Origin of the sequence: Sphingomonas sp. CL5.1, assembly GCF_013344685.1 — a bacterium.
GTDB lineage: Bacteria > Pseudomonadota > Alphaproteobacteria > Sphingomonadales > Sphingomonadaceae > Sphingomonas.
The window spans coordinates 2,044,862-2,067,722 of the sequence record NZ_CP050137.1 but is presented as its reverse complement, the minus strand read 5'-3'; the positions used below and the strand labels follow the sequence as shown (position 1 = coordinate 2,067,722).

The 22,861-nt window shown below is 64.4% G+C and carries 15 protein-coding genes and 3 pseudogenes; 3 read left to right on the top strand and 15 right to left on the bottom strand.

Annotated elements, in window-relative coordinates; all coding sequences use genetic code 11:
- Positions 1-17: 17 nt before the first annotated feature.
- The 10 genes and pseudogenes from F9288_RS09945 to F9288_RS09900 all read right to left on the bottom strand — a co-directional run bounded on the left by F9288_RS09945 (position 18) and on the right by F9288_RS09900 (position 14,109).
- Positions 18-1,190, bottom strand: coding sequence for an alpha/beta hydrolase (locus F9288_RS09945; RefSeq protein WP_174836488.1), 1,173 nt, complete (start codon positions 1,188-1,190; stop codon positions 18-20).
- A 206-nt stretch (positions 1,191-1,396) separates the two neighbouring features.
- Positions 1,397-2,170 (bottom strand): annotated as a pseudogene (locus F9288_RS09940) (IS3 family transposase).
- 835 nt (positions 2,171-3,005) lie between these two features.
- Positions 3,006-5,030, bottom strand: coding sequence for a hypothetical protein (locus F9288_RS09935; protein WP_174836486.1), 2,025 nt, complete (start codon positions 5,028-5,030; stop codon positions 3,006-3,008).
- 204 nt (positions 5,031-5,234) lie between these two features.
- Positions 5,235-6,107, bottom strand: a complete 873-nt coding sequence (locus F9288_RS09930; protein ID WP_174836484.1) for a hypothetical protein — start codon at positions 6,105-6,107, stop codon at positions 5,235-5,237.
- A 103-nt stretch (positions 6,108-6,210) separates the two neighbouring features.
- The gene (locus F9288_RS09925; RefSeq protein WP_174836482.1) at positions 6,211-7,869 is read right to left on the bottom strand and encodes a M56 family metallopeptidase; all 1,659 of its coding nucleotides are present in this window, start codon (positions 7,867-7,869) and stop codon (positions 6,211-6,213) included.
- Complete coding sequence (locus tag F9288_RS09920; protein WP_174836481.1) at positions 7,866-8,243, bottom strand: BlaI/MecI/CopY family transcriptional regulator; 378 nt, start codon at positions 8,241-8,243, stop codon at positions 7,866-7,868. The genes F9288_RS09925 and F9288_RS09920 overlap by 4 nt, the downstream gene beginning before the upstream one ends.
- Positions 8,244-8,367: 124 nt before the next feature.
- A pseudogene (locus tag F9288_RS09915) lies at positions 8,368-9,346 on the bottom strand (IS481 family transposase).
- Positions 9,347-10,052: 706 nt separating this feature from the next.
- A complete protein-coding gene (locus F9288_RS09910) occupies positions 10,053-10,823 on the bottom strand; it encodes an SDR family NAD(P)-dependent oxidoreductase (RefSeq protein WP_174836479.1) in 771 nt (256 codons plus the stop codon).
- The gene (locus F9288_RS09905) at positions 10,820-11,899 is read right to left on the bottom strand and encodes a metallophosphoesterase (protein WP_174836477.1); all 1,080 of its coding nucleotides are present in this window, start codon (positions 11,897-11,899) and stop codon (positions 10,820-10,822) included. Before F9288_RS09905 ends, F9288_RS09910 begins: the two co-directional genes overlap by 4 nt.
- A 20-nt stretch (positions 11,900-11,919) precedes the next feature.
- Positions 11,920-14,109: a TonB-dependent receptor gene (locus F9288_RS09900; protein ID WP_174836475.1), complete on the bottom strand. Its 2,190-nt coding sequence runs from the start codon at positions 14,107-14,109 to the stop codon at positions 11,920-11,922.
- A gap of 198 nt (positions 14,110-14,307) precedes the next feature.
- Between F9288_RS09900 and F9288_RS09895 the strand changes: the two genes are divergently transcribed.
- From F9288_RS09895 to F9288_RS22150, 3 genes and pseudogenes are all read left to right on the top strand, one after another.
- Positions 14,308-14,925: a TetR/AcrR family transcriptional regulator gene (locus F9288_RS09895; RefSeq protein WP_174836473.1), complete on the top strand. Its 618-nt coding sequence runs from the start codon at positions 14,308-14,310 to the stop codon at positions 14,923-14,925.
- A 46-nt stretch (positions 14,926-14,971) separates the two neighbouring features.
- The gene (locus F9288_RS09890; RefSeq protein ID WP_254621152.1) at positions 14,972-16,162 is read left to right on the top strand and encodes a tyrosine-protein phosphatase; all 1,191 of its coding nucleotides are present in this window, start codon (positions 14,972-14,974) and stop codon (positions 16,160-16,162) included.
- A gap of 44 nt (positions 16,163-16,206) precedes the next feature.
- Positions 16,207-16,427: pseudogene (locus tag F9288_RS22150) on the top strand (conjugal transfer protein TraN); the annotation flags it as partial.
- Here F9288_RS22150 and F9288_RS09885 read toward each other — a convergent pair.
- The 5 genes from F9288_RS09885 to F9288_RS09865 all read right to left on the bottom strand — a co-directional run bounded on the left by F9288_RS09885 (position 16,415) and on the right by F9288_RS09865 (position 22,807).
- Positions 16,415-16,969 (bottom strand): DUF1611 domain-containing protein, encoded by a 555-nt coding sequence (locus F9288_RS09885; RefSeq protein WP_302675325.1) that lies wholly within the window; start codon positions 16,967-16,969, stop codon positions 16,415-16,417. The pseudogene F9288_RS22150 and the gene F9288_RS09885 sit on opposite strands and share 13 nt — an antisense overlap.
- Complete coding sequence (locus F9288_RS09880) at positions 16,966-18,669, bottom strand: serine hydrolase (RefSeq protein ID WP_174836470.1); 1,704 nt, start codon at positions 18,667-18,669, stop codon at positions 16,966-16,968. Before F9288_RS09880 ends, F9288_RS09885 begins: the two co-directional genes overlap by 4 nt.
- Position 18,670: 1 nt before the next feature.
- Positions 18,671-19,663 (bottom strand): alpha/beta fold hydrolase, encoded by a 993-nt coding sequence (locus F9288_RS09875; protein ID WP_174836468.1) that lies wholly within the window; start codon positions 19,661-19,663, stop codon positions 18,671-18,673.
- 53 nt (positions 19,664-19,716) lie between these two features.
- Positions 19,717-20,619, bottom strand: a complete 903-nt coding sequence (locus F9288_RS09870) for a DUF5829 family protein (protein ID WP_174836466.1) — start codon at positions 20,617-20,619, stop codon at positions 19,717-19,719.
- Between the two features lie 67 nt (positions 20,620-20,686).
- Positions 20,687-22,807, bottom strand: coding sequence for a TonB-dependent siderophore receptor (locus F9288_RS09865; protein WP_174836465.1), 2,121 nt, complete (start codon positions 22,805-22,807; stop codon positions 20,687-20,689).
- Positions 22,808-22,861: the final 54 nt, after the last annotated feature.

Sequence of the window (22,861 nt, the reverse complement as noted above, 5' to 3'; positions counted from 1 at the left end):
CCGTTGCCAGAATTTCGCTAGATTCCGGCTTTCCGCAAGCGTGAGACAAACCAGTCGCCGACGAGATTAAACTTGTCGTCCGGGTGATTGTAGACGCAGTGGAGGCCGTCCGAGAACACAGCCATGGTCTTGTCCTGCGCTTCGATGGTCGCAAACGTGTCTTGCGCGTCCCTGTTGCTGACCAGCGGATCTACAGCGCTGTGAACGAAGAGATACGGCCGTAATAACGGATGGGCGCTGTCGCGCGGATCAACGGTGCGCCACACCGCCTCGGCTTCGTCATCGGTGACATCACCGCATTGCGCCGCTACCTTCTGGAAGAAACTCGCCCCTTTGTTGGCCGCCGCCGCTCCCCGGCGATGGCGCACCATCCAGGGAATCCCCGGCCCGCCATTGTTGACGCATGCCGCGATCCTCTCCTCGCGACGCGCGAGATGGGTTGTCACCGATCCGCCAACGCTCAGGCCAAAGATACCTATTGGTTCCGGCCCGCGCCCAGCAAGGAAGTCGAAGACCGCAGCATAGGATTTTTCCCAATCCGCCGTCATGTAATGATGGAGGATCATGCGGCTCTCGCCCTGCCCAGGTCCGTCGATCGCCAGCGTTTCGATGCCCCGAGATGCGAGCGCGACGCCGACCTCGCCGCAGTCCATGCCCCACCCTTCGAAGCCGCCGACCACGAGCACCCGGCCGACGACCGTCGGCGTCGCGCTCTTGTGGAGCCAGCCAACCAGGGGACCGTTCGACGTATCGATCATGATGCGCGTCCGATCGCCCGCCACAACCGATGCGGCTTGATAGAGCTCAGCCGAGCGGCGATAGATTTCGGTGCGCTCGTCTGAATCCCTCAACATCATCGCCTGGCTCATTCGCCAAAGCGCTGACGATCGGAATATCCGGTTGGCGCGCGTCTGGTCGGTTTCGGGAGCCACCGCCGATTCGGCCGGCTTAAGGCATGTTTCGGCCAGTTCAGTCGCGACGTCGCGCCATGCCTCGCCCGCCCAAACCCTGCCGCGCAGTTCCATCGCGTCGGAATAATGCACGCCATACGCGATGATCCGCTCCAGCGAAAATTGCCTGAGCGCAGCCTGGGATTCAGGGTTCTCGACCGATTCCAAGGGGCCATGGGCATGTTCACTTTTGCCGGAATAATTGATCGCGATCACGTCAGTCGTCGCATCACCACCCATGACGAACTCTCCTTCATCGGGGCCGCAGCCCGACCGATAACCAAATTGGTATATTTGGTTGAACGGCGTTTTGTCGATTAAGCCAACCGCGTCAAGGGATAGAAGATTCGTGTCCCTAAGGCGCGCGAGCACCGAATGACACGAATGCACTGCAAACCAGCTACTATTGAACCGCGCCGGGTTTGCCGGAGGCTCCAAGGGTTAAATTAGGCTGCCATGCGTTCGTCGTCGAGCATGGCGTAATATCGATCCTCGGCTTCGGCAGGCGGAATATTGCAGATAGGCTCAAGCAGACGGCGGTGGTTGAACCGTAGAGCCATCCTTCCGCGGTCCAGATGTAGGTGAAGTCTGCCACCCACTTCTGGTTGGGCCTGTCGGCCGTGAACTGGCGATCCAGCACATTGCCGGCGATGTCCGGGCGTTCGCCCTGATCCTTGGGCACGCCGCGACGACGCGGCCGTGTCCGAAGCCGCTGTGCCTGCATGAGCCGTTCGACCCGGTGCAGGCCGCACGAGATGCCCTCTGCCAGCAGATCGTGCCAGACACGACGGGCGCCATAGGTCCGGTAGCTGCCGACATGGCTGGCCCTGACCCTGGAGCCGATCACCTCATCGTCGCGAGTCCGTTGCGTCGGCGCTCGGGTGAGCCAGGCGTGGAAGCCGCTTCGCGAGACACCGGGCGCCCCGCACACCCATGCCACCGGCCAGATCCCTCGGTGCTTCGCGATGAAGGCGAACCTCATATCGAGTCCTTCGCGAAGTAGGCGGTGGCTTTTTTAGAATGTCGCGCTCCGCCTTGAGCTTGGCCACTTCCCGACGGAGACGATCAATCTCCATCTGTTTCGGCCTCATCTGGCCGTGCCCTGGAAATGCGTGTCCCGGATCGGCGGCAAACTCCTTCACCCACTTGCGCAGCACGTTCTCGTGCACGTCCAAATCGCGAGCAGCCTGCGCAACCGCGACACCGCGCTCGCCCACCAACTTTACCGCCTCGAGCTTGAACTCGCGGCTGAACTTCCTTCGTTGCGTTCTGGACCTCCGATAGGCGGAAACATCCTATCTCGGTGTCCACCAGACCGGCAGCAGTTCACACTCCCACCCATCGCGGGCATTGACATGGAGCGTCCATTGGCGCCCTAATAACGGACATAATGGTATGCCGAGGTGCATCCCGAAACCGGCCAATCAGGTTGAACTGGCGCCCGACAAAAAATTGCGCAATGCTTGGTAGATGAGTTTGGCGACGATCAATTCGCAACAGGCGCGGTGGCTCTACCGGTCAGGCGCGACATTATTGCTGTTGGGGCTGGTGTCAGGATTCGTCACCACGTTGGTCGTTAACTCTCGAATGGGCTTGTCCGCTCATCTTGAGGGCGTGCTCAATGGTATCCTGCTGATCGCGATCGGATCTGCGTGGGCGTAAGTAGCGCTGCCACGTCGATTCAAGCTCGCAGCCTTGCTTCTCCTGATCGTCGGGAGCGCGACCAATTGGTTCGCCACGCAATTGTCTGCGATTTGGGGAACTGGTGCTGTGACACCGATAATAGCCCCGCGACCTTCCGCCTCCGCAGCCCAGGAGATGATCGTTTCGATCATGCTGGGGTCGGTCGCCATCACGATGCTCTCGGGCATGATACTCGTTGCTATCGGCTTCTGCCGAACTCAACGCGGTTAGGTCACTCACTGCTTCGAAGACAGCTAAGTGCCCTAATGCCAGCCGCTCAGCGCGCTTCAGGTTGATCCGAAAGCGGTCGCTCATTCAGCCGCTAAAACAAGTATCTGATCGACCTTGCTCCGTAATATTTACGGGCAGGCTTCAAAAGCGCCTGCTCAGCGTCAGCGTGAAGATCGGGCCGACCATCTGGTGCATGCGTTCCATGAAAGACAGGGGCGCGACAGTGCGGCGGCCCGAATAGACGTCTCGCCAATAGCGCACATGGCCGTCGTTGATGTTGAAGATCCTGAATTTGACCTTCATCCCGCGCACGTTCTTGAACTCGACGAAGACGCTGGCATAGGGGCCTTCCCATTGCTGGTTGATCTCGTCGAGAAACCAGAGCGGGCCGTAATGATCGAATTGCAGGCCCGCGCCCCAGGCGAACTGGGTGTGCGGCACGTCGTGGCGCAGCGTCAGGTTCGCCCAGCGATCGTGCGTGTCGCTGATCTGGCGCGGCAAGCCGGTCAGCGGATCGCGGACGCGGGCGTGCTCGATGCCGATGTCGGCGTCGAGCTTGGCGCCGTGCCAGCCGAGCGGGTCGAACTGGATCGTGCTGATGCTCTCGATTCCCAGGCGCGTTGCATGCGGCAGGTTGCCGACCGCATCGCCATCGGCGCCGACCGGGATGTGATCGACGATATCCTCGACCCAGTAGCGATAGAGCCGCAGCCGCGTCTTGCCCCAGCGGCCGAGATCGCGGCCGACCTCGCCGGTCACTTCCCAGCTTTGCGGCGGCACGAGATTGGGGTTGGCGTCGTTGCCGCGATTGTTGGTGACGTCCTCGTTGGCGAGAAAATCGGAGAAGCTGATCTGGCCGACCTTGCGCTCCATTTTCAGGCTGGCGTCCCAGCCCGGCGTCGGCCGCCAGCCGAGCAGGATGCTGCCCTTCGGCCGGAAGAAGTGGCGTGGCGCCTGCCCGAAATTGCGCTCGCCGAGTTCGGAATATTCGGCACCGCCGACGAGCTGAAGATTGAACTTGGGTGAAAGCGCACGGCTGAAGGTGGCGAGCCCTTCGTAGCGCTTCTCGGCGACGATGCCGCTGCCCTGCGGATAGGGGATGGAGACATAGCTGCCGTCGGACCGCAGGCCGGCCAGCGTGCTGACCTGCGCATATTGGTTGTCGGCGCGCTCCAGCGAGACCGTCCAGTCGTTGCGCGTCCCCTGCCAATGATATTCAAGCCGGCCGACCGTCTCGCTGGTCCGCGCATCCTGATTGTAGAGCAGGCCCTCGCTCGGCGCGCCGCTGTCGTAATCGGTGCGCTGGTAGGTGACGGCGGGCGCGTGTTCGTAATGGCGCAGGCCGATCAGCTTGAGCCGGCCGCCGCCGAGCGGCACCGAGACGTCGCCGTTGGCGTCGTAGCTGAAGCCCCAGGTGTGATAGGTGCTGCTCCAGTCGTTATCGTTGCCGTCGGTGCGCGTGCGGCGCTGGTCGTTGATGCCGCGCTTCCAATAGGGATCGTAATCGAGCGTCAGATTGGCCTGGAGGCCGCTCGTGCCAGTGTATTTGAGGATCGCGGACAGCTTGGCGTCGTCGGTGCTGTCCCAGTTGACCTGATCGCGGCGCTCGGTCACCACGCCGGTCGGCGACAGCACGCGATAATCATTGCCGCCCATCGCGCCGCGCTTGGTATTGTTTTCGAGCGAGATGGTATAGTCGAGATCGCCGATGCTGCCGTTGTAGCTGATCGAGCCGGACAGCCAGCTCGGCTCGGCATAATGCGCGCGCACCGACGGGTTCCAGGTGATGTTGCCGCGTCCCTTGCGCGTCGCCTTGAGCACGACGTTGACGACCTGGCCGGTCAGCCCGGCGATGCCGAACGACACCGCCTCCCGGACCTCGATGCGGAGCACATCGTCGGCCGAAATCGCCTGCAATTGCCCGACCGCGCCGCCCGACTTGTCGGTGACGCGCTGGCCGTTGATGAGCACGTTCTCCGATGCCTGGCCCAGCCCACGCTTCTCATCGCTGGCAACGACGATAAAGCCCGGTACCTGCGTCAGCATGTCATAGGCGGTCTGCGGAGCGAAGCGCGCGAAGTAATCGGGCGTGAAGACGACGCCGCTTCCCGCTGCCGGGCCGGCATCGGCAGAGACGGCCGGGGCCGCCTGCGCGACGGCGCGCATTGGCGCGCCAGACCCGGCCGCGATCGCCAGAAGGCAGGTCGCATGGCGCCAGCGCGCGTGCCGGCGATGAAGGTGCTTCGGGGCAGACAAATCGACACTCCCTGTATTATTTGTCTATGACACCCCGGCCCGGGTGCGCTTCTTCCGGCGCCGAGCGTGATCGGCGTGCCATTGGCCGTGTGGTTCAGTCGGTCGGTGGGGCGATCAGCCGTTGATGGCCGCGCCCAGGATGCGACGGCGGGTCAGCATATCGGGGGTGACCGCAGCCGCGCCGTCACGGCGCATCGCGCGGACGTCATCAGGAGTGACGTTGAAGATCTTCAGCTCGATCAGCTTGTCGGCGGGAATGTCGCGCAAGCCGGCGCGCGCGAAGCCGAGGATGAAATCCGGCGTGATGCCCTGTATGCCCATCTTGACGAGGTCGTTCGCCGAAAGATCGCGATAGCCGAGCTGGCGATAGGCGGCGATCAACGCGGGCGTGATATGCGCGATCTTGAACTGGACGAGATCGTGGACGCTGCCGACGCGAAAGCCCGCCGCGGCGATGTCGCGCACATAATCCGCGTGGATCGCGAAGATGCCGAGCGACACCAGACCGCCGGCATCGGGCGTGCGATAGTCCCCCGCCTTCAGCGCCTCGATCACCTCGGGGTCGAAGTCGGTCATGGTCAGGACGAACTGCTGGTCGTCGTCGAGCCGGGGGAAGCCGACATGGGCGAGCCGGGCGTCGAACCCGGGGTTGCGGGCGAAGCCGCAGCCGCCATCGGCGCTGCCGCCGGCCGCCATGCCCCGGCAGTCGACCCGGCCCGGCACGCGGTCGATCGTGAAGGCGATGGGCGTGCGCTCCGGGGAGCGCAGCGCCGACGGGGAAAGGCCACGAAGCGCCGCGATCGGCATCGCATTGCCCAGACGGTCGTGGCCGTGGCCGATGCGATCGAAGGCGAGTTCGACTTCGTCGCCGCCGGCGCGCATCGACAGGTGGAAGCGGATGTCTTCGCGCATCCCGGCGACGCAGCTCGCGGCGATCGCGAAGGCGATCAGCAACATCGCGGCGATCGAGGTGGCAAGGCGGTTCATGGCACGTCTCCTTGGGGCATGCAGCAGGCAAAGCGGGGCCGGTCGTTCGCCCGGAGGCGAACGTCACGAGTTGACGGCAATGGAGTTCGGCTAGGGGGTCAGGTCAGCGGTCGAACGGGAAACCGGCATTGGCCGGGACGCCGGGCGGTCGCGGGACGCGGCCCTTGAGCGCGCCGTAGCTTTCGAGATTATGGACGGTGACCTTGCGTCCCGATGCGCGCAGCGCGCGGACATCGTCGGCGCTGACGCCGACCGCGGCGAGCCCGGTCAGGTCGTCGATGGTCAGGTCGTTCAATCCGGCGGCGACAAGCGATCGGATATAATCGGGCGACAGACCCACCGCCCGCGCTTCGACCACGGTATCGGGATCGAGGTTGCGATATCCCGACCGGGCAAGCGCGCGGATGTAATCCGGCGTCACCCCGACGGCGCGCATCGACGACAGGTCGTCGGCCGTCACGTTGGCGAATGCCGGGCCGGCGCTGCGGATTGCGGCGGCATAGCCCGGCGTGATGCCCATGGCCTTCGCTTCGATCGCCTTGTCGACCAGATCTTCAGCGGCACGGTGGCGGTCGCTCGCAATCGTCACGGCATCAGCGGGCGTCACGGCATCGGCGGGCAGCGCGGCATCGGTGGCCGGAGCGGCGGCGAAACCGGCGGCATGGTCATCCGGCGTCGCGGCAACCTGCCGCGATGGCGTAACGATTGGCAGCGCGGCCGGGACGGCCATGCGAGGCTCGGCAGCGTCTGCGGGATGCCGCGGCACCAGCGTCAGCGCCGCGAGCGGGGCGCCGCCGAATAGCGCGACGGTCATGCCGATCATCGCCCAGCGCGCTTCCATCCGGGTGCGCGGCAGGCTGTGATCGAGCACGCGGCGAACGCGCCGCTGCAGCGATCCCTTGCCCGGCGCGACGCCATGGGCGGCCAGCATCGCCGCACGGCAATCATGGCGGGCGGTGTGGACAAGCAATGCGGCGTAATCGACGCCCGCGACATCGGCGCCGAGCACCGCGTCGTCGGCCGCTTCCTCGCGCAACTGGTGCGCGTCGCGCACGAGCAGCCAGACGAGCGGGTTGAACCAATAGAGCGCGGTCACGACGCGGCCGAGCAGCAGCTTGGCCCAGTCCATCGATGCGACATGCGCGAGTTCGTGGGCGATGATCGCCTCTGCCTCGTCGGTGGCGTCGAGCGCGTCCTCGTTGAGCAGGATGACCGGCCGCGCCAGCCCCCAGCTTACCGGCGAGGGCAGCGCGTCACTGACCAGCAGCGCGGTCCCGTTCTTGAAGTCCATCCGTGCCTGGGCGTGCGCGAGCGCGCTCAGCCATGCGGGGCTGGTCATCACCTGCGCGCGCGAACGCAGCGCGAACAGTCGCACCAGCGCGATCAGCGTGATGCCGAGCAGCAGAATCGCCGGGACGAGATAGATCAGCAGCGCCCAGTCGATCTGCGCGAGGGCGGTGGTGACGGGATCGGCCGCGACGCGGGCTACGGTCGCGGCGGCGTGGTGCGCGAGGCGAGGCGCCGGCGCGATAGTCATCGGGATAGCGCGGCTTGCCGGCGTTTCGGTGCCCAGCAGCCTGGTCTGGATTTCAAGCGCGGGCAGCAGCATCGCGACGACGGGCATCAGCAGCAATGCGCCGAGACCGGCATGCGCAAGCCAGGAACGCTGCGCCGCCGATGCGTTGCGGAACAGCCGCAGCAGCCCGAGTGTGAGCCCGGCGACCACCAGTGACTTGACGGCGAGGCCGATGATGAAGGTCATGCCCTTCTCCCCTCACGAGCGCGGGCGATCAGCGCCTCCAGCTCGTCAAGTTCCTTTTCCTCGAGCCGCTGCGACATGCCGAGCAACGCGCTCGCCGCGCTCGCCGCCGATCCGTTGAAGAAGGTGCGGACGATATGGCCAAGCGCATTGTTGCTGGCTTTGTCCTCGGGCAGCGTCGGCGAGAAGACATAGCCGCGCTCGCTTTCGTGGCGAGCGACGAACCCCTTGTCCTCAAGTCGCTTGAGCATCGCGCGCACCGCCGATCCGGACAGCGGATCGGGCAAGGCCGAACATATGTCGCCGACCACCATCGCGCCCCGCTCATAGAGCAGGTCCACGATCTGGCGCTCACGCGGCGGCAATCTGTCGAGCATACGAATCTCCATGCGCTACAAATGTAGTGTGCTACATTTGTAGCGCATGCGCAAGTGGCTTTCGTCGGGGGAAAATCGGATCGATCCTGAAGACATCCCATTTTAGCGAGGGAATTGGAGAATATTAGATGTTTGGTCCCGGGATTTGGTGGATCGGGTTGACGATGAACCGCTCTGGCTCTGACGTCCAGATTTGACGATGTATTCGTCGGGTGTGCGTCCGCTGAGTGTCTTGAGCCGACGTGCGAAGTTGTAAGCTGCCATGAAGTCGGTGAGGTGCGTCCGGAGTTGGTCGTGGGTGTCGTGGTGGAAGCGTTTGACGGTCGCTTCCTTGATGGCGCGGTTCATCCGTTCGACCTGTCCGTTGGTCCAGGGATGGTTCGGTTTGGTGAGCCGATGCTCGATGTCGTTCGCCTCGCAGATCATATCGAAGCGCATCTGTCGCGACCAGGCGGTGTTCCGGTTACGCGGCTGCTCGGCGAACTGGATACCGTTGTCGGTCAAGATCGTGTGGATGCGGTAGGGCACAGCCATCAGCAGATGCTCCAGGAACTCCCATGCTGTTCGTCGATCGGCCCTGTCGACCAGCTGGGTGACCGCAAACTTGCTGGTGCGGTCGATGGCTACGAACAGATAGAGCTTGCGTTGACCTTCGATCGCCTGCGGCCCGGCGGTCTGCACCTCGGCGATGTCGATGTGGAAGAAGCCGATCGGGTGGCGCTTGAAGCGCTGCCGCTTGGTTTGTCGTCTTCGACGTCGGGCAGGCGTGATATGCCGTGGCGTTGCAGGCAGCGGTGCAGCGCTGATCGGGTCAGATGCGGGATCGATGGCTGCAATGCATGGAGACAGTCGTCGAGCGGCAGGAGCGTGTGGCGCCGGAACGCGACGACCATCGCCTCCTCGGCTTCGGTCAGGGTGGTCGAATGAGGGGCCTTCGGCCCGGTTTTCAGATCCTCGACCGTCGTCCGCTTCCGCCACTTCGCTACCGTCTTGGGATTGATCCCCAGCTCGCGGCTCAGCGTCGCGAACGACGCTTGCGATCGCTGTATTGCTGCTCGCACGGCGTGCGTGGTCGTGACGCTCCCGTGACGTACCTGTCTCATACGGCTTCCTTCCATTCCAATGAAAGGAGCGCACCATCAAACCGTGGAATCAAACATCTAACTACGCAACCGGAACAGTCATCGTGGGCAGTCCAATGCCGCTTAAAAAAATCAGCCGATCCGATAGATTTCATTCCTGACTCGCAACATATTTATACACACTGTCGTTCCTCAATGCCGTTCCTAAATCCGTGCCAGATTTAGGGGAAAACAGGGGAGTCAGGGGGCATCTACATCCTGCTTTTATGTGGCTTTTTGCCCCTAAAACCCCTCAATTCCCCTGATTTTCCGGTTCGAGTCCCGCAGGGTACACAAGTTATTTCAACGACTTAGATATGTCTCCGGGACGGGAAGCTCCCCACGTCCCGAATACATCCCGTACAGGAGCGATCGGCATCTTGTGGATTGGGGTGGAAGAAAATGCAGCGGGTCGGCGCCAGCGTGGCGGTCACTGAACCCTTTGGGCCTCAACAAACTTGCGCAGGCTTTCGACGAGGATAAGCGTCGAAGTACCGACCTTCAGCCATCGGCCGCGCATCACCGATCATGACGACATGCTCCGCTCGATTGGCCGGATGGACTTCGCGATCCAGCCGCCGTTCAACGAATATATCCGTGACGCCGACCACCGGCCGCACGCGTGCGGCCGGCACGCGAACGTGCCGCCCGCTTGCGGTCAGCCGCAATGTGCGACCGATGTGGAGGCTCAACGCTGCGAGGAAATATTCCCGCCATCGACCACGATCTCCGCCGCGGTGACGTAGCTCGCCTCGTCCGACATCAGAAAGCGCACGACCTTCGCCACCTCCGCCGGCTCGCCGATACGGCCCAGCAGGATGCGGCGCTCGAAATGGCCCGGCGGCAGCGCGTCGATCGCGGGCTGCACCATCGGTGTGCGGATCTGCCCAGGCGAGACGGAATTGATGCGGATGCCATCTTGCGCCAGCCGATCGGCCAGCGAGCGGACCAGCGACAGGATGCCGCCCTTTCCCGCCGTGTAGATCGGGTTCATCGCATTGCCCAGCGTGGCGTTGATCGAGGCGATCGCGACGATCGCCGAGCCGGGATTGGCCGCAAGATCGCCGTGCAGCGCCTGCGTGACGAAGGCGAGCGCGCGCAGATGGACGCCGATCCCCGCCTCCCAGCTTTGCGGCGTGATCCCTTCCAGCGATGCGGTGTCGACGATCCCCGCCGCATGGACCAGCCCGCCGATCGGCCCGAGCGCGGCGCGCGTCCGCTCCAGCGCCGGGCCGATCGCGTCGAGATCGCACAGGTCGATCGCGATGCCGGTCGCCGCGAAGCCATGGTCGGCGGCGATCCGCGCCGCCGCCGCCTCGGCCTTGGCACCGTCGCGATCCCATAGCGCGACCGGGCGGCCGGTCGCCGCGAGCGCCTCCGCGCTGGCGAGACCGATTCCCGATGCCCCGCCCGTCACCACCACGCCGGTCCGCGGCATGTCGTCAGGTCGCATCGTCATAGCCTGCCTTCACCTGGTTGCGCCGGAGCGGTCGGCGCGGCGGGGACCGCGTCCTTCGAGACCGGCCCCTCCTTCCCATAGAAACCGTCGAGCCGCATGTTGACGATGCGCGGCTCCTTCCCGGTGAAGGATATCCACATCATGTGATCCGCCACTGCGGGATCGTCCCCCGCCGCCCCCGGGGTGCCCCCGGTGCGCCCGAGCTGGATGTAATCCCGCCCGTGCCGCCGCTCATAGGCATATTTGTGATAATGGCCGGCGAGCATAGTATAGGGCCGGTCGGCCAGCATCGTCTCGATCTCGCGGAAGGCGGGCACATCGCCGCGCCATGCCGGGCGGTGCATCAGCACGAAGGTCCAGCGCACGTCGCGGTTCTTCGCCAGCGCGTCGTGGACCATCCGCACCTGATCGGCACCGATGTTGACATGCTCCGCCGCCATGATCTTGCCGGCCAGCTCGGCTAGCCGCGGATCGCGCGCGAACAGCGCCTTCGCCTCCGCCGGGTCGCCCGACAGCGCCTTGAACACCGTCGCCATCGCCTCGCCGCCATATTCCTTGAACAGCAGCATCCGGCTGATCTCGGGCTGCGGCGGATCTTCCGTGTTGAGGATAAGGAAAAGCACCTTCTTGTAAACGAAGCTGTAATAGTCCGCGCCCATCCGCCGGCGCCATTCGTCGCGCATCACCGTGTTGGTGATGTCGTGATTGCCTGGGACGTAGAAGAACGGAACGTCGATCGCGTTGATCGCGCCGTTGATCTCCGACCATTGACGATCGAGTTCACCGCGATCCTCGGTATTGCCCTCGATCAGGTCACCGATATTGATGACGAAATCAGGATGAAGCTGCCGTGCATCCCGCAGCGCCTCCTCGAACACGCCCGGACGATGCTTGCCCGTCCGGTCGCCGAACACGGCGAAGTGGAAATCGCCCAGCGCGTCGCCGAACGCCTTCTCCGTCCGCGCGACCTTCTGCTGGCCCGGAGTATAGGGCGCCTGCGCGGGGGGCGCCGCGACGCCCCCCGCGCCCATCGCGAACAAACATGCCCCCAGTATCACGCGATGGTGCGTCCGCATGTCCCTTCTCCTTTGCGCGGTCAGAACTCAAAGATCGCTTCAAGCCCATAGGTGCGCGGCTCGCCGAAGAGCGCGCCCTGCACCCCGTTTCCGAGCTGGAAGTTGCTGATGTAATAGGATTTGTCGGTCAGGTTCTTGCCCCACACCGCGAAGCGGAAACGCTCCAGGCCCGGAATGTTGCTCAACGTCAGCCGCGCGTTGGCGAGGCCATAGCTGCCGATGATCAGCGCCGGATTGTTGCTCGCGGTGTTCTTCTTGTCCTGCCATGCATAATTGCCGCTGAACGTGAACACGCCGATCGGCGTCGCCAGCGCCTGATAATCGAGGTTGATATTGAAGCTGTTCTTCGGGCTGAGGAAGCGGAAGTTGGCGGCGATATTCTTGCCGGTCGCGTCGCGCACGTCGTTGTATTTGGCGTCGAGATAGGCGTAGTTCAGCCCCAGCGTCAGCCCGCGCGCCAGCCGCGCCATCGCGTCCAGCTCGACCCCCTGGATGGTCGCGCGACCGGCGTTGAGCACGTCGACGATCCGCGGATTGGTCGGATCGGACTGCACGTTGACCTGGATATCGTGGTATTTGCTGTAGAAGCCGGTCAGGTTGAAGCGGATGCGGTTGTCCCAGAACTGCGACTTCACGCCGGCTTCCCACGAGGTGAGCGTTTCCTCGCCATAGCCCCGGTTGAACACCGCGATCGAGCTGGCGCGGGTGTTGAACCCGCCGGTCTGATAGCCGCGTGCGACGCGGGCGAAGACGTTGATGTCCTTGGTCACGTCATAGGCGATCACGCCGGTCGGGCTGAAGTTCGAATAACGGTGCTTGCCCGCGCCGACATTAGGATCGTTGACGATCACGCCGGTGGCGAGCGTCTGCGTCGCGCGGGCCAGCGTGGCGCCACGCAGGTCGCTCGAATAGCGCCCGCCCGCCGTCAGATGCAGCCGCCCGTCGAGCGCCGCCGGACTCCATGTCGCCTGCCCGAAGAAGGCATAGGCCTTGTTGTCGATCGTCGAGCCGTTGATCGAACTGACCGTCGGCGCCTGGCTCGTCACCGTCCCGCTGCTCAGGTTGCCGGATTCGGCGAAATAATAGAAGCCGGCGACATATTCGAGACTCTTGTCCGGGGTGTTGCCGACGAGCTGAAGCTCCTCGCTCCACTGATGCTGCTCGATCAGCGAGGAATTGCGGAACACCGGCAGCGGGTTGCCGCCGAGGCCGGGCAGGAAGTTCTCGTTCTGGAAGTTCGAGATGGCGCGATAGGCGGTGATCGATTTCAGCGCGACATTCTCGTCGAGGTTGAGCGTCAGGAGCAGACTGTGCCCCTGCGCCGTCACGTCGTTCGGATTCAGCCCGCTGACCAGCCCGCTGCCGGTCGTCGGAAGCGGCGTCACCGCCGGATAGAGCGGCGCGCGGGCGACATAGGCCGGCGTGTCGCCGATGTTCGAACGATCATAGGAATAGCGCGCCTGGAATGCATCGCTCGGCTGCCACAGCACGTCCGCGCGCCACGCCTGGCGTCGGATGTCGCCATAGCGGGCGACATTGCTGCCCGGGTTGGCGACAAAGCCGTCCATCGCGCGATAGAGATAGGACAGCCGCACCGCAATCGTCTGACCGACCGGGATGTTGACCATCGTGCGGCTGCCGAAATTGGAACGGTTGCCGAGCGTCAGGTCTTCCTTGAAGCCGAACTCGCCGAGCTTCGGCGGAACGGTGATGAAATTTACCGCGCCCGCCTTGGCATTGCGACCGTACAGCGTACCCTGCGGGCCGCGCAGCACCTCGACGCGCTGGATATCCGCCACATCCATCGCCAGCCCCTGGCTGCGCGCGACATAGACGCCGTCGAGATAGATCGCCGCCCCCGGATCCTGCGTGATCTGGTCGTCCGTCGCGCCGATGCCGCGAATCGCGATCAGCGTGGTGACGCCGCTGTTCGGGTGCGCCGAAAGCTGCAGGTTGGGCACTAACGTCTGCAGGTCGGTGATGTTGTGCACCCCATTCTTCTCCAGATCGGCGCTGGTCAGCGCGACGATCGAAAGCGGGGTATTCTGAAGCGATTCCAGGCGCTTCTGCGCGGTGACGACGACATCCTCCAGCTGGTTGCCGGGCGCCGGCGGCGTCTCCGGCGCGGTCTGCGCCCATGCCCCCGTGGCAGCGATCAGCGCCGTCGAGCCGAGCAACACGCGCGCGCAGACGGACAATGCCTTGGTCATATCCCCTCCCCTTACCGATGGGCGCTGCATCGGCGGGAAAGTCCCTGCCGCTACGGCGCCGGCGAATCATCTACCTTCTTGTAGGTAGAATTGCAATATTCGTCGCGACGGTGCATGAAGCGTGCGGCGGCGGAATTCGCCCGCGCGCCGGCTCTAAAGAGGCTTGTGAAGCCGCGCACCGCGTTGAAAAGGAGGGGGATGAAACCGATCAAGCACGATCGCGGCATGGCCACACGCCGCTCCATCCTCGATGCCGCGGAAACCGTTTTTGCCGACGTCGGCTATGCCGCCTCGCGGATGGAGGACGTGGCGACCGCCGTGGGGATCAGACGCCCCTCGATCATCTATTATTTCCCGAGCAAGCAGGAATTGTACGACGCGGTGGAGAGCGACATCTTCGCCGCGATGCATACATTCACCGCAGCGCGGCTGGACGGCGTGGCGAAGCCGGTCGACCGGCTGCTCGCGCTGCTCGACGCCTGGCTCGACTTCCTCGTATCGCGGCCGGCGGCGGCGCGGATCATCCTGCGCAACGTCGCCGACACCACACCGCGCCACGGCGATCCCGTTCAGTTCTCCGACAAGGTGCTGCGCGATATCGAGGCGATCGTCGAAGATGGCGTAGCGGCGGGCGATTTCCGCACCGTCCCGGCGATGCAGATCGTCAACGCGGTGGGCGGCGGCATCCTGTTCTATGTCTGTAACGCCGATCAGCTCGGCCGGCAGCGCACCTATGACGCCGCCGATCCGACGGAGAAGGAATCTTTCCGCCGGCTGCTTCACCTCAACGCGAAGGCGGCGGTCGCGAATGGCTGACGACGTCGGAAACAATCGATCAGATCTGACGACAAGGAGATGCGACATGACCCGACCCGCCGATGCCCTGTCCGCCACGCATCCGGCGAATCACCGCCCGGTCTGGCGTCGCATGGCGACGCTCGCGCTCACCGCGCTGGTCGTCACCGCGCCGCTCGGGCAGCCGCTGGCGGCGAAGGAGGCGCCGGAGCGCGTGGCGACACAGGCGCATGTCATCCCGTTCCGCGCCACCACCGTCACGCAGACCGGCGACGCTGCCGAGATCCGTTGGTCCGCCCCCGGCGCGGGCGCGGTGAAAGTCTACGCCGGCGACACGCCGGACACGATCAGCTACGCGCGCATCGTGGCGCGCGGCGGCGAGACGGGCAGCGCGCGCGTCACCGGGCTGACGCCGGGCAAGCGGCGGTTCTTCGCGCTCGTCCCGGCGCGCGGCGAGCGGCTGGTGGTGGCCGACCGCCTGTTCCACCTCGCCACCGTGCCCAACCTTCGCGACATCGGCGGCTATCGCACCGCCGACGGGCGCTGGGTGCGGATGGGCATGATCTATCGCTCCGATCAGCTCGATCAGTTGAGCGACGTCGATCTCGCGACCCTGTCGACGCTGGACATCGGCGTGGTCGGCGACCTGCGTACCGCCGGCGAGCGCCAGCACGGCCCCGATCGCCTGCCCGCCGGCGCGCAGCCGCTGGTGCTCGACGTGATAGCCGACAGCAAGGACGGCGTGGCCGGCGACATGCACCGGGTGATGGACCTCGTCGCCAAGGGTGACGCCGCCAAGATGCTGACCGACGCCAACCGCGAGATGGTGACGCTGAAAAGCGCGCGCGACGCCTATTCGACGATGCTGGCGCGGCTCGAGCTGCCGGAAACCGGCGCGATGCTCTATCACTGCACCGCCGGCAAGGACCGGACGGGCTGGGCAACGGCGGTGATCCTGACCATCCTGGGCGTGCCGCGCGAGACAGTGATGGCCGACTATCTGGAAAGCAACGTTACGCTGAAGGCGAAGAACGAGAAGACGCTCGCCATGCTCGCCCGCCCCGACAGCAAGGTGACGCCGACGATGCTGGAGCCGCTGCTGACGGTGCGCCCGGCCTATATCAACGCCGCCTTCGCGGAGGTCGATCGCCGTTACGGCTCGTTCGACAATTATGTCCATCAGGCATTCGGGCTGAATGATGCGGGGATCAAACGCTTGCGCGTGCGTTTCCTTACAGGAGCACCCGTCCGGCGCTGAGGAAGAAGCAGGAGGCCGGCCCGATGCGCAGCAACGATCCTTCGCAGAGCCGCCCGCAGCTCAGGTCGTTCAACGGCAACCTCTGGGAAACCCGAAGAAGCCCGTGTGTCGGGGGTTCACGCCCGAGGAGTTTCAGGCGCTCGATTTCAGCAGGATCGAGCTCTCCGAATATTATGCGGACATCGAGGCTCGCGCCCACTCCGATATCCAGATCGACATGAGGGATCGCGTGGATGCGTATCTCAAGGCTGTTCAGCCGCAGTAGCGCGAGCGCGATGCTCGCCCTGATCGTGGCCGCCGGCGCTCGGGCAGGATTCGTCCCGCCGCCAGATCGAGGGCTGGAGAAACGAGGCATTGGACCATCTCAAGGGGGCAGCCGGTGCCAACGGTCAGCGGTCTATGGCCGGCGCACGGTTCCTCCGCGCCGACCGGTAATCCAGCCAGCGGCTCGCGGACATCGAACAGCGACAGGCCGGCCGGCCTGGCTGCCGCGCTGATCTCCGGAGCGGCGGAAAGGCGGGCGTGCAGGCTGGATGAGACGTGAAGGCCAGCGCGGAGTGCCTCCACGCAGAACAATATATCGGCCTGTTCCATCACGCCGCCCGCGTTCGCGAAACCGGGCACGGCGGTCCTCGCTCCTTGGGCGACCGCCTCGGCGACCGTCATGCGCGGCAGGCCGACACTGACGGCACAGCCCGCCGATCGCCGCGCCGGTCCTCCAACGGGCGATACCGCGCCGTCTTTACCGCCATTGGATCGGTCACACACACGACAGGGTCGAGGGATCAGGGACGCATCGTGCGTCATATGCGGTCCAACCGAATGTTCCTGGCGCGCACGGACGAGAACGCGACGGCAACAACCCGCCCCGCGGTGTCGCGTATCACGTCCAGATTACCGAGCCAGTCGGCCCATTTGCCGCATGCATCGAAGCGGTCGGTGATACTCGGTTGCCAGACGACCGGTTCGGTCGACCAGATGTCGCGCGACACCAGGCGGCCGCCCTCGACGGTAAAGCGGTGGATGATGTCGAGCTCCTTGCTTTGATAGGCGCCCACGATCTCCGCCAGTTGCGCCGCGGCGGGCGTGGCTGCGGTCACGCGGTGATAGGGGCGGCTGATCCCCTGGGCATAGGCATTATCTTCGTACAGCTGGATCGCGCGTCCGGCGGCATCCCGAACGACGCGATAGCAAGTGCCCCTGAACGCGCCAGTATCGAACGTGCCGTCGTCGCGCAGGATGATCGCCTTGGGCGGCGCAGCAGCGGTCGCGAGCGACAAGCCGGACGGCGTCTCCGCGATCGTCAGGACAATCCTGTTCGGCGCCAGCCATTGCCCGACCAGGCCGTTCATGGTTGTCGCGGTCCACGCGATCGGGGCGTGCCGCGCCGCGGCTGCCGGCTTTGCGCCGCCGGCCGGAAGATAGATGTCGACGATCTTCGTCATCGCCTCAACGGCGTTGCCGCTGTCGTTGCGCAGCGCGACGATGGCCGCGTCGGCGCCAGGAATCCACATGACATTGGTCCTGAAGCCGGCGACGCTGCCACCGTGCCCGAACACGTCAAATCCCGCGACTTTGCCCCGATACAGACCATAGCCATACTTCACCGGTGTTCCATCGGACAGGATGACCGGGTCCAGCGCCCTGTCGGCGACTGTCTTGAGCGGACCCGACGGCGACAGGATGAAACCTTGCCATTTCAACAGGTCCTCGACCGTTGTGACCAGGTTGGTTGATCCCACAATGCTGTGGCTGAGGATTGACCGCCCCCAACGTCCGTCATCGCGCTTCTCGTATGAGGCTGCGCGATCGCGCACGATGTCGTGGGTATCAGTGTCGAAGAACGACGCGGTCATCCCGAGCGGCGCGAAGATGCGCTCCGCCGCGAAGGCGCGCAGGCTCTTGCCGCTCGCCGCCTCCACGATTTCCGCCAGCAGCGTGTAGGCCGTGTTCGAATAGGCGAAGTCGGACCCTGGCGGAAAGTTGAGCGCGCGCTGTCGCTTGACCGCGGCAATCACCTGACCCCGATCGAGCAGGTCCTCCATCTGCTTGCCCGCGATGATGAACAGGTTCCACTGGTCACGCAGGCCGCTGACATGGTGGATCATGTGGCCGACGCGGATGGTCGTCCCGAAATCCGGCACCCATGGGAGGTAGGCGCGGACATCGGCCGACAGGTCGACCTTCCCCTCGTCGACCAGCAGGCCGATCGCGAACGCCGTGAACTGCTTCGACACGCTGGCGACGCAGACCGGCGTCCGCGTCGTGAACGGCGCGCCCGATTCCATGTCGGCGAGCCCGTAGCCGCGAAGCAGGACGGTCTTGCCGCCCTGCACCATGCCCACCGCCATGCCGGGTCCGTTCGTGGAAACAGCGGCGCCCAGCACGGCGTCCAGCCTGGCGGCCCGATCGTCGCGAAGGACAGCGGCGCCCGCCCCGGAAGCGGACAGGACCATCGCCCCGCCGCCGGCAGAGCCCAGAAAGGATCGGCGATCCACGATCGGCATCCTATCTGGCCTCCGCGCCGAGTTGGTCCAATACCTGATCGATGGCGGCGAGGACGGCCTGGGGCTGGTCGAACTGGATGTTGTGACCCGAATCGGCGACGATGCGATGGACGCCGCGCGACGACATCCGTGCCAGCGCCTCATGCCGTTCCTGCCAGATAGCCAGCCAGCGTTTCATGTATTGCTCCTGACCCCGTGCCGGCGCGGGGCGGTTGAGCCCGGTCAGGACGACGAGCGGCATGACGCCAAGCTTGAGCTTGTCCGCGCGCAGGAAGCGCGTGCCGCTGAGCGAATCGCTCAACGGCTGGCTGCTCGTAAAATAGCTCGGCGTGAAATAATGCGGCCACGTCGCGGCGATCACGGCCGGCGCGCCGTCGGGGGGCGGGAAGGCGCACCGCGCATAGGCGTCATTGCCAGGCTTGAACGACGGCGCGGCGGCGCGTCGCGCGCAATCGAGATTGTCGTCACGCTTCTTGCGATCGGCCGCCGCATCCCAGCCCGGCAGCGCCCTCTTGACCGTTACTTGGTCGGCGAAGCTGCTGTCCACCAGCACCATGCCGGCGACCTCGTGCCGCCAGCGCTGGGTGAACAAACGTACCTCGACGCCGCCAAGCGATTGCCCGACAAGCACATAAGGCGGTTTCTCACGCGCCGCCCGGAGCGCGGCGTGGAGATCGCGGGCGACGTCACCCACGGTCTGCGGCCCGGGCGGCGGATCGCTGTCGCCGAAGCCAGCGCGGTCGCATGCGCAGGTCCGGACGCGCTTCGCCAGCACCGGTTGCACCAGCCACCAGTGGATCGACCATCCTCCCAGGCCGGTGTCGAGCACGACCGTCGGGCCGCCGGTCCCGGCACAGCGCAGGGCGATCCTGCGGCCGCCGATGTCGACCTTGGTCGGAGCCGCGGCGTAGATCGCATAGTCGAGCGCGGACGCCACTTGTCCCGTCGCTCCGCCGGCGGCCGCCAGCGGAGCAAGCGCCGCGATGCCCAGCATCGCTATGCGGCTTCTCGTCGCCCATACGACGCCGGCAAGTCCCCGACGCATACTCATTGCCTTGGCTGGAACGACCAGCGCGCTGTCCGCCCCGGCCCTATGACCAACTCCGACTTGCCGATCGTTTCCCGGTGCGTACTGCCCAGCGCCCGGTTGAGGTGAAAGCCGACCTCGCGAAGCCCCGCTTGCCGTTTCGGGACGAAGGTGAAGTCGACCGAGGCCTCCGCGCTCCGCGCTGCTTCGCCGTCCGCCCGGGCGGCCAGGTCGAAACCCGCCGCGGCGAGCAGCGGACGGATCGACAGATAATCGCCGCGATCGATCGCGAACGACACGTGCGCGAGGTCGGACAGCAGTTCGCCGTGATATTCGGACGCGTTATAGCGTCGGCGGGAGACCACGTCCTGCGGTCCCAGGCTCACGCCCTTGCCGGCTTCGGGAACGTCGAAATAACCCGGCACGTATTCCATCGCCCAGATCTCGACCGCGGGTGGTCTGGGCACCCCCGCGGGCGCCGACACCGGCGGCGGCGAAGGAGGCGCGATCTTCTTAAACCAATCGACGCTCCGATCCACATAGGTGCGGCGCGTCATGTCCGCCTCGAACGCTACGCCGGCACGGCGCAGGCGGGCCGCCATTTCGTCGAGCACGCCCGGCCGATCGCCCCCCAAACCGATGCCGAGCGACCCGACGGTCAGGTCGCCCGAATCGCCCGGCCCAAACAGCTCGATATAGGTGTTTCGCATGTACAGATAGCGGCCCGTCCAGCTTTGCCCGTCCCCGGCATTGACGTGCTTGACGCGCAGCACGCCGAAAGACTTGAGCAGCGCCGCGGTCTTCACCGCTTCCGCCGTCTCCCCGTCGAGCAGGGCATAGAAATGGTTGACGAAGGCGATCTGTCGAAGATGCGCCCGCGCGGGCGTAGCGAAGGGCAAGGCGAGCAGCGCCGCAGTGACCATCCGCCGATCCACGAGCAATTTTGTCATCCGAATCTGCTCTCTCTGCAATGCGTGACCGGTGCTCTTGTCAAAGATCGACCTTGACGTTCAGCGATACCATGCGGGGCACGCCGATGCTCAGGGCGTTGGCCGCCGGTAGCCAGTATTTCACGTTAAAGATGTTTTCCATCTGGGCACGGAATGTGATCGGCGTTGTCCCGACCTTCGTTTTGTAACCCAGCCCGCCACTGAACACGGTTGAATCGCGCGTGCTTATCGTCACTTGAGTTGCGGCTGTGACGTAGACTGGCGTCTTCGCATAATACTTACCCAGAAGGTTGAAGGTAAGCCCTGGAACAGCGGCGACGTCGTAGCTCGCCCCGAACGCTGCCGAGAACGGTGTCGCGCCCGCCGCCCGGCGACCGCGCAGATAGGCGATGTCGGTGTTCTTGTATACGCCGTCCAGCAGGACGAAGGACGTGAACAGTTCGAGTCCCGATGCCGGTCGCAAGGCGAACGCGCTGTCGATGCCGCGATACCGCTGAAGACCTGCGGGCACATAATTGTTCGCGATATCGGCGACGTAGGCGGCGCGGTCCATCTGGAACAGCGCGACGGTGGCGTCGAATAGCGGGCGCTGGACTTTCACTCCGGCTTCGTATTGTTTGCTCTTGAGCGGCGGATAGACCTGATTGTAATTGTTGTAGAGTGAATTCACGACCACGCCCTGCTCGAGCGCCTCGGCATAGCTTGCATATACCGTTGCGCCGGGGATCGGCTTGAACATGATGGCGAGCGATGGAGTTGTTACCGGCTTCTGATAGTTCAGTGCAGGCGGTTGTCCCGGGCCATTCCACTGACGGGTGGTGTAGTCGTTATAGCGAATGCCGGCCAGGAGCGAGAACTTGCCCCAGGTCAGCGTGTCGCTGATAAACGCCGCCTTCTGCAGGACGTAAGTATAGCGATATTGGGCGCCCTCGTTCGGCACCGTCCAGTTCGGCGCGGTCGGGTTGTATAAATTGCTAAGCGGCGCGGCAGCGAGCGAGACGGTGAAGACGTTGTTGGTGTCGGTATAGGCCTGCTGCTGTTGGATGACGCCGCCGAGCACGATCTGATGCTCGACCGGACCGGTGTTCAAGGTGCCGTTCACCAGGAGTTGCAGATGACGGTATGATAATCGATACCGGCCGGGGAAGGTTCGGTCCTTATAATCGCCGGCCTGGTTCAGGATGTAGAAATAGTCAGTCGGATAGACGCGGTTGATGCGCATCGCCGACGCGGCCAGACTGGCCGACCAGTTCGGAGCAAACCGCCAACTCAGGCCGGTCGTCCCGTAAAAGAAATGGTCATCGCTGAACGCTTGCGGGGAAACCTGCAGATTACGGCTGTCGATACCCTCGGGCACGACGGTGGTCAGATAAGTCGGCGTGTTGATGGCAAAATTCGTGGGAACCGGCCGGCGGATGTAGAAACGCTGATACAGCACTTCTGCGCTCCACAGGAGGCTGTCCGAAATCTTCGCGTCGATCGCCAATGTGGCCGCCTGCCGGTCGACGTCGCTATTGGTATAGGTATGGCCCGTTTCGAACGATAGATTGGTACGATAGCCGAACATATCGTTCTTGCCTATGCGCCCCCCTAGATCGACATGACCTGTAAATACCGAGTCCGACCGGAACCCCGCATCGACGCTGGCCAAGGGTGTCTCCGTCGGCTTCTTCGTAACGAAGTTAATGACGCCACCGGGTGCGACCAACCCATACATAAAGCCGGAAGCGCCCTTCAGCACCTGTATCTCTTGCATATCCTCGATCGGCAATACTGAGCCCCACCCATAGAAAGGCTGGCCGTTCAAACGATAGCTATTGCCCAGATCGAGACTTAGGCCACGTATGGTCAATCGGTTCGAATAAGCGTTGTAGGCGCTGCCCGTATACAGGCCGATGCTGGCGTCCTTCGCAAAGACCTGCGACATTGAAAATGCCTGCCGGTCCTCGATTTCCTTCGCGGAGACGATATTGATCGAATAGGGAGTGTCCAACACCGGTCTGCTGCCGAGAGCGCCGTTCGCGCTCATCGCGCGCGCCGCCGTCACCACGATGTCGTCGTTTTCCCGATTGGTTGTTTTCTGGGCATCGGTGGTAGCCGCTTCGGCGGATGCCGTCTGGGCGATTGCCGGAGAGGAATAGGCTGAGAGACTCGTCAGCACGACAACTGTGCTTTCCATGAGTCGGGACCTACCGGCTGATTTCCAAAATCGGTT